Here is a 5,124-nt window from a genome sequence, read left to right as displayed (position 1 = left end):
GCTGATCAGATCGTAGGTTCTTGATTTAGTTCCATTGAATTACGCAACAAAGCCCTGACAAAGCACCCGCCTTCATGTGAAGGCTGGGTGCTTTTTTGTGGGCGCTATATGCAAGATAAACTCAGTTCATTCTCTTCATATCTCACTAGTGGCTTACTAGCTCTTACCGGGGCATTCAGTATCCAAGACTGGGCAGCGGTGATTGGTGTGGTGATGGTATTTGTCACTTACTTCACCAACCGCGGCATTATACTCAGACGATAACGTCTAAAGATTCTCAAGGTAACTGGACTAGAGGTTATTATTACCAGAATGGGACAAGTCTGTTTGAGTGTTCAAATGATGGTGTGAACTGGTCAAAAAACACTTGTAAGTACAGCCCGTCGATACCGAGTAAATCTAGATAATCCGTATGCAATAAAAAATCCAGTGTCTACAAGGCACTGGATTTTTAGTTTTGGCTGACCGATATTTAGCTTTGGTTTATCGAAAGAGTCTAAGCGATCTCAATCTTCTCAGCTTGGTTCTGTTCTACCATAGACAGTGCCAGCGCTTCCGCCGCTTTAATACCATCGATACCAGCAGATAGGATACCACCCGCGTAGCCTGCGCCTTCACCAGCAGGGAAGAAGCCCTTAAGGTTGATGCTTTGGTAGTCTTTACCACGCTTGATACATACAGGAGAAGACGTACGAGTCTCAACACCGGTTAGTAGGCCGTCTGGCGTAGAGAAACCTTTGATCTTCTTCTCGAACGCTGGGATTGCTTCACGAATCGCTTCGATAGCAAAATCAGGCAGTGCTTTTGAAATATCAGTTAGGTGGATACCCGGTGTGAATGATGGTTTTACTTCACCGATTTCACTTGGATCGCGACCTTTTAGGAAGTCACCGATTTTCTGTGCAGGGGCATCGTAGTTCTCGCCACCTAGAACATAAGCGGCACTTTCTAATTCACGCTGTAAACGGATACCTGCTAGTGCGTCACCTGGGTAATCACGCTCTGGGTCGATACCCACAACGATGGCACTGTTTGCGTTACGTTCTGCACGAGAGTATTGGCTCATGCCGTTGGTTACTACGCGGCCTTCTTCAGAAGTCGCGGCAACCACAGTACCACCCGGGCACATACAGAAGCTGTATACAGTGCGGCCATTCTTACAGTGGTGTACTAATTTGTAGTCCGCTGCACCTAAGATAGGATTACCTGCGTTTTTACCGAAGCGAGCTTCATCGATCATCGCTTGCTTATGTTCGATACGGAAACCAACAGAGAAAGGCTTAGCTTCCATGTAAACGCCACGTTCGTGCAGCATTTCAAACGTATCACGAGCACTGTGGCCAACAGCCAGTACTACGTGACGAGTTTTAATCTCTTCACCGTTAGAAAGCGTTAGGCCAGTGATTTGACCGTCTTCCATGTGAACGTCGTCTACGCGAGTGCTGAAACGGATTTCGCCACCTAGCTCAATGATAGAAGCACGCATCTTCTCGATCATGGTAACCAGTTTAAAGGTACCGATGTGTGGCTTACTTACGTATAGAATTTCTTCTGGTGCGCCAGCAGCTACGAATTCTTCGATTACTTTACGGCCGTAGTGCTTTGGATCTTTAACTTGGCTGTATAGCTTACCGTCAGAGAATGTACCTGCGCCACCTTCACCGAACTGTACGTTTGATTCAGTGTTCAGTGTGCGCTTACGCCAGAAACCAAAGGTATCTTTCGTACGTTCACGAACTTCTTTGCCACGCTCAACGATGATTGGATTGAAGCCCATTTGAGCAAGCACTAGGCCTGCGAACAGACCACAAGGGCCAAAGCCGATAACGACAGGGCGCTCAGTTTGGTTCTCAACCGCTTTAGCCACGAATTTGTACTCCATGTCAGGAGTCACTTTTACGTGTGGGTCGCTGATGAATTGTTCTAACAACTCAGCTTCGTTTTCAACGAGAACATCAAGCGTGTAGATAAGTAAGATTTTTGATTTCTTACGAGCATCGTAGCCACGTTTAAAGATATTAAAAGAAAGTACCTGATCAGCGTTAATGCCAAGCTTTGCTTCAATAGCGTCTTGAATGGCTGACTCTTCATGGTCTAGTGGGAGTTTAATTTCGGTTAAACGTATCATTTTGATGTCTCGTTTTTATAGGTGTCTTAGCTAGATCGTTTCTTAATACAGAGTTTGATGACAACGCTGATGTTGAAAGATGCGATAAGCTCACAATGGCGCGCATTTTACGAGAAATTGATTTATCTGTCATACTAATTTGGAAACATGGAGCAAATAGACACGATATTAGAGTCGTATGATGTTGAATTTTGCCTTGGGATGAGTATTATCCCCCATTCTTCAATTTTGACTAACTTATAGAGCAGAGCATCATGGCGTTTGTCGTAGGCGATAACTGTATTCAATGTAAATACACAGACTGTGTGGCGGTATGCCCCGCAGATGCGTTCCATGAAGGCCCGAATTTCATGGTAATCAACCCAATCGAATGCATTGATTGTGGTTTATGTGTACCTGAATGTGATGCTCAAGCGATTTTCCAAGAAGGTGAACTGCCAGAAGATCAAAAGATCTTTATTGAAGTGAATGCCGAGCTTGCCGAGATTTGGCCTGTGCAAACTGAAGTAAAAGCACCGATGGATGAAGCTGAAAAGTGGAATGGTGTGTCTGATAAGTTGGCAATGTTAGAAAAGTAGTTGTTGAAAAGAACTCAAATAAAAAGGCGTACTGATTTAATCAATACGCCTTTTCTAATACCTGAACATTGTCGATTGGATCGTTAGCTTATGAAATCTAGCTATGCTGACGACGCATGTTGTCGAGAATGATGCCTGTCGCCATTGCTACGTTCAGAGACTCTGCGCCACCGAATGCAGGAATCGTAATCTTATCCGTTACGTATTTAGCCGCATGTTCACGAATGCCGTGAGACTCGCTGCCCATTAGCAAAATGCCATTGGCAGTAAATTCTGTCTTATGAACACTTTCGCCTTCTAAGAACGCGCCGTAAACCGGTAGGTTCGCTTGTTCTAAATAAGCCGGTAAGTCTGTTTGGCTTACGTGTACTCGGCCAAAGCTACCCATAGTTGCACTGATGGTCTTAGGGTTGTATGGGTCTGCACAATCGCTGCTCGCAACGATATGCTTAATGCCATACCAGTCTGCTACACGAATAATCGTACCTAGGTTGCCCGGGTCTGAAACGCCATCTAGTGCAATCATCAGCCCAGTTGCTTCTGGCAGTTCAAATGTTGGGATCTCAACGACAGCAATCGCCGCATTGTTACTCACCAAAGTACTCGCTTTGGTTAGGTCATCTAGTGAAGCTTCAACACAATCAAACTCAAACAGTGAAGCGTGATTTTCAGATAAGAAATCAGCGGTAGCAAAGACGTTCTTCACGACTAAGTCACTATTGAACAGCTCAAGAACGTTCTTTTCACCTTGAACTAGAAACAAACCGTGGGCTTTACGTTGTTTCTTTTGGCCCAAAGCACGAAGGAGTTTTAATTGGTTTTTTGAAATCATGTTTTTATCCTAGATATAAGCCCGCGCATTATAGAGCAAAGGTTGGAGAACCAAAAGCGTGATAGCTCAATGCGATCCACATAAAAAGCAAAAGCAACTCACTTAAAAAAGAAAAGCGCACTAAATAGCGCGCTCTTATGGGATTTACTTACCTAAGTTAAGTTAAGCTGAACTGACAGCTTAATATGGAACAGGGTAGCGCTTAAACACTGTGTTGATATCAGTGAGTATCTCTTCTGATAGAGGCTTGCTGAAAGCGGCTACGTTTTCTTTGAGCTGTTCCATCGTGGTCGCTCCAATGATGGATGAGGTAACACCATCGACTTGATTACACCATGCTAATGCAAGCTGGCTCGGCGTAAATCCATGAGTGTTCGCGACTTCTGCATATCCTTTTACCGCTTCATTGGCAGATTCGGTGTCGCGGAAAATGCCCTTACGCTGCATGTATGTCCAGCGGCTGCCTTCTGGTCTCGCACCATCAATGTATTTGCCACTCAGCATGCCCGCTGCTAACGGTGACCATGGTAGGTAGGCGACGTCTTCGTGCACACAGTTTTCAATCAAATAAGGCCAGTCTTTCGCGTGCAGCAGGCTAAATTCATTCTGAATAGAGACCATTCGCGGTAAATCATGCTTCTCACTGAGTTTAAGGTAAGTGTTAATGCCCCAAGTGGTGTCATCAGACAAACCAACATGACGGATTTTTCCGGCTTTAATGCAGCTCGCTAGTGCTTGGAGGATCTCTAGCATCTCCGCTTCATGCTGCTTTCGGTCGATATCACTGAATCGAATATGATTCGGGAAATGCTTGCCAAAGTGAGGCGTCGTTCGGTTTGGCCAATGCAGTTGGTAAAGGTCGATATAGTCCGTTTGTAAACGCGCTAGTGAAGCGTCAACCGCTGTAATTACAGCTTCCCCCGTGATTGGCCCGCCATCTCGAACCCAAGGCAATCCCGGACCTGCAATTTTGCTGGCGATGATGACTTCTTGGCGGCGCTGCGGATTGCGAGCTAACCAGTTACCTATGATTGCTTCCGTTTTACCGTAGGTGTCTGGAGACGGTGGTACTGCGTACATCTCTGCGGTATCGATAAAGTTAATACCTTGGCTTAGCGAGTATTCGATTTGTTGGTCGGCTTGCTGTTGCGTATTTTGTAGCCCCCAAGTCATGCTGCCAAGACAGATACGGGAAACGGGAATTTGACTACTTCCTAGCTTTGAATATTCCATTGAATTCGGGGTTCCTGTGGTTAGGTTCTCTGGTGCTCGCATTATAGTTTTGAAAAGAGGGCGAGTGAGGAATGAAAACGAATATGAATTATTAGCATAAAATGACACGATAAGGTATGGCATCGGGGAGTTTAGTGAGTCATTTCTCAGCGCTGCAAGCTAGCGTGTGCAATGCGTGAAAATACATTCGCGAGAGACTATGAGACAAACGGTGAGCGAGAAGTGAAGAACAACAAGCAATGAGTGAAGGTTTAATGTTCAGTTTTTTTGGGAGTGGGGGATAGGAGAACAGATCAAAATGATCCGCACCAGCAGTTTTGGACACTGAGTTAAGTGAGTACAATCACTAATGA

Annotated in this window: 5 protein-coding genes; 2 read left to right on the top strand and 3 right to left on the bottom strand. The window is 45.2% G+C overall.

The window, feature by feature from the left end; translation table 11 throughout:
* Positions 1-108 precede the first annotated feature (108 nt).
* The gene (locus ACED28_RS22615; protein WP_371710805.1) at positions 109-264 is read left to right on the top strand and encodes an HP1 family phage holin; all 156 of its coding nucleotides are present in this window, start codon (positions 109-111) and stop codon (positions 262-264) included.
* A 232-nt stretch (positions 265-496) separates the two neighbouring features.
* Here the strand turns inward: ACED28_RS22615 and ACED28_RS22610 are convergent, their stop codons facing one another.
* Complete coding sequence (locus ACED28_RS22610) at positions 497-2,128, bottom strand: NAD(P)/FAD-dependent oxidoreductase (RefSeq protein ID WP_102556811.1); 1,632 nt, start codon at positions 2,126-2,128, stop codon at positions 497-499.
* Positions 2,129-2,382: 254 nt separating this feature from the next.
* On the opposite strand from ACED28_RS22610, the gene fdxA reads away from it, so the two are divergent.
* Complete coding sequence (fdxA, locus tag ACED28_RS22605) at positions 2,383-2,706, top strand: ferredoxin FdxA (RefSeq protein ID WP_371710804.1); 324 nt, start codon at positions 2,383-2,385, stop codon at positions 2,704-2,706.
* A gap of 97 nt (positions 2,707-2,803) precedes the next feature.
* Here the strand turns inward: fdxA and ACED28_RS22600 are convergent, their stop codons facing one another.
* Both ACED28_RS22600 and ACED28_RS22595 read right to left on the bottom strand, forming a co-directional pair.
* On the bottom strand, positions 2,804-3,538 hold the full coding sequence (locus ACED28_RS22600; protein WP_004731761.1) for an RNA methyltransferase: 735 nt from the start codon (positions 3,536-3,538) through the stop codon (positions 2,804-2,806).
* Positions 3,539-3,718: 180 nt separating this feature from the next.
* A complete protein-coding gene (locus ACED28_RS22595) occupies positions 3,719-4,771 on the bottom strand; it encodes an aldo/keto reductase (protein ID WP_371710802.1) in 1,053 nt (350 codons plus the stop codon).
* Positions 4,772-5,124 lie beyond the last annotated feature (353 nt).

It is taken from the genome of Vibrio sp. 1F253 (assembly GCF_041439295.1).
GTDB lineage: Bacteria > Pseudomonadota > Gammaproteobacteria > Enterobacterales > Vibrionaceae > Vibrio > Vibrio tasmaniensis_A.
The sequence above is the reverse complement of the archived record's forward strand: the minus strand, read 5'-3'. Positions and strand labels throughout refer to the sequence as shown.

Coding starts and splice junctions, on each gene's coding strand:
- ACED28_RS22595 (WP_371710802.1), bottom strand. CDS start 4,771: ATGGAATATTCAAAGCTAGGAAGTAGTCAAATTCCCGTTTCCCGTATC.
- fdxA (WP_371710804.1), top strand. CDS start 2,383: ATGGCGTTTGTCGTAGGCGATAACTGTATTCAATGTAAATACACAGAC.
- ACED28_RS22600 (WP_004731761.1), bottom strand. CDS start 3,538: ATGATTTCAAAAAACCAATTAAAACTCCTTCGTGCTTTGGGCCAAAAG.
- ACED28_RS22610 (WP_102556811.1), bottom strand. CDS start 2,128: ATGATACGTTTAACCGAAATTAAACTCCCACTAGACCATGAAGAGTCA.
- ACED28_RS22615 (WP_371710805.1), top strand. CDS start 109: ATGCAAGATAAACTCAGTTCATTCTCTTCATATCTCACTAGTGGCTTA.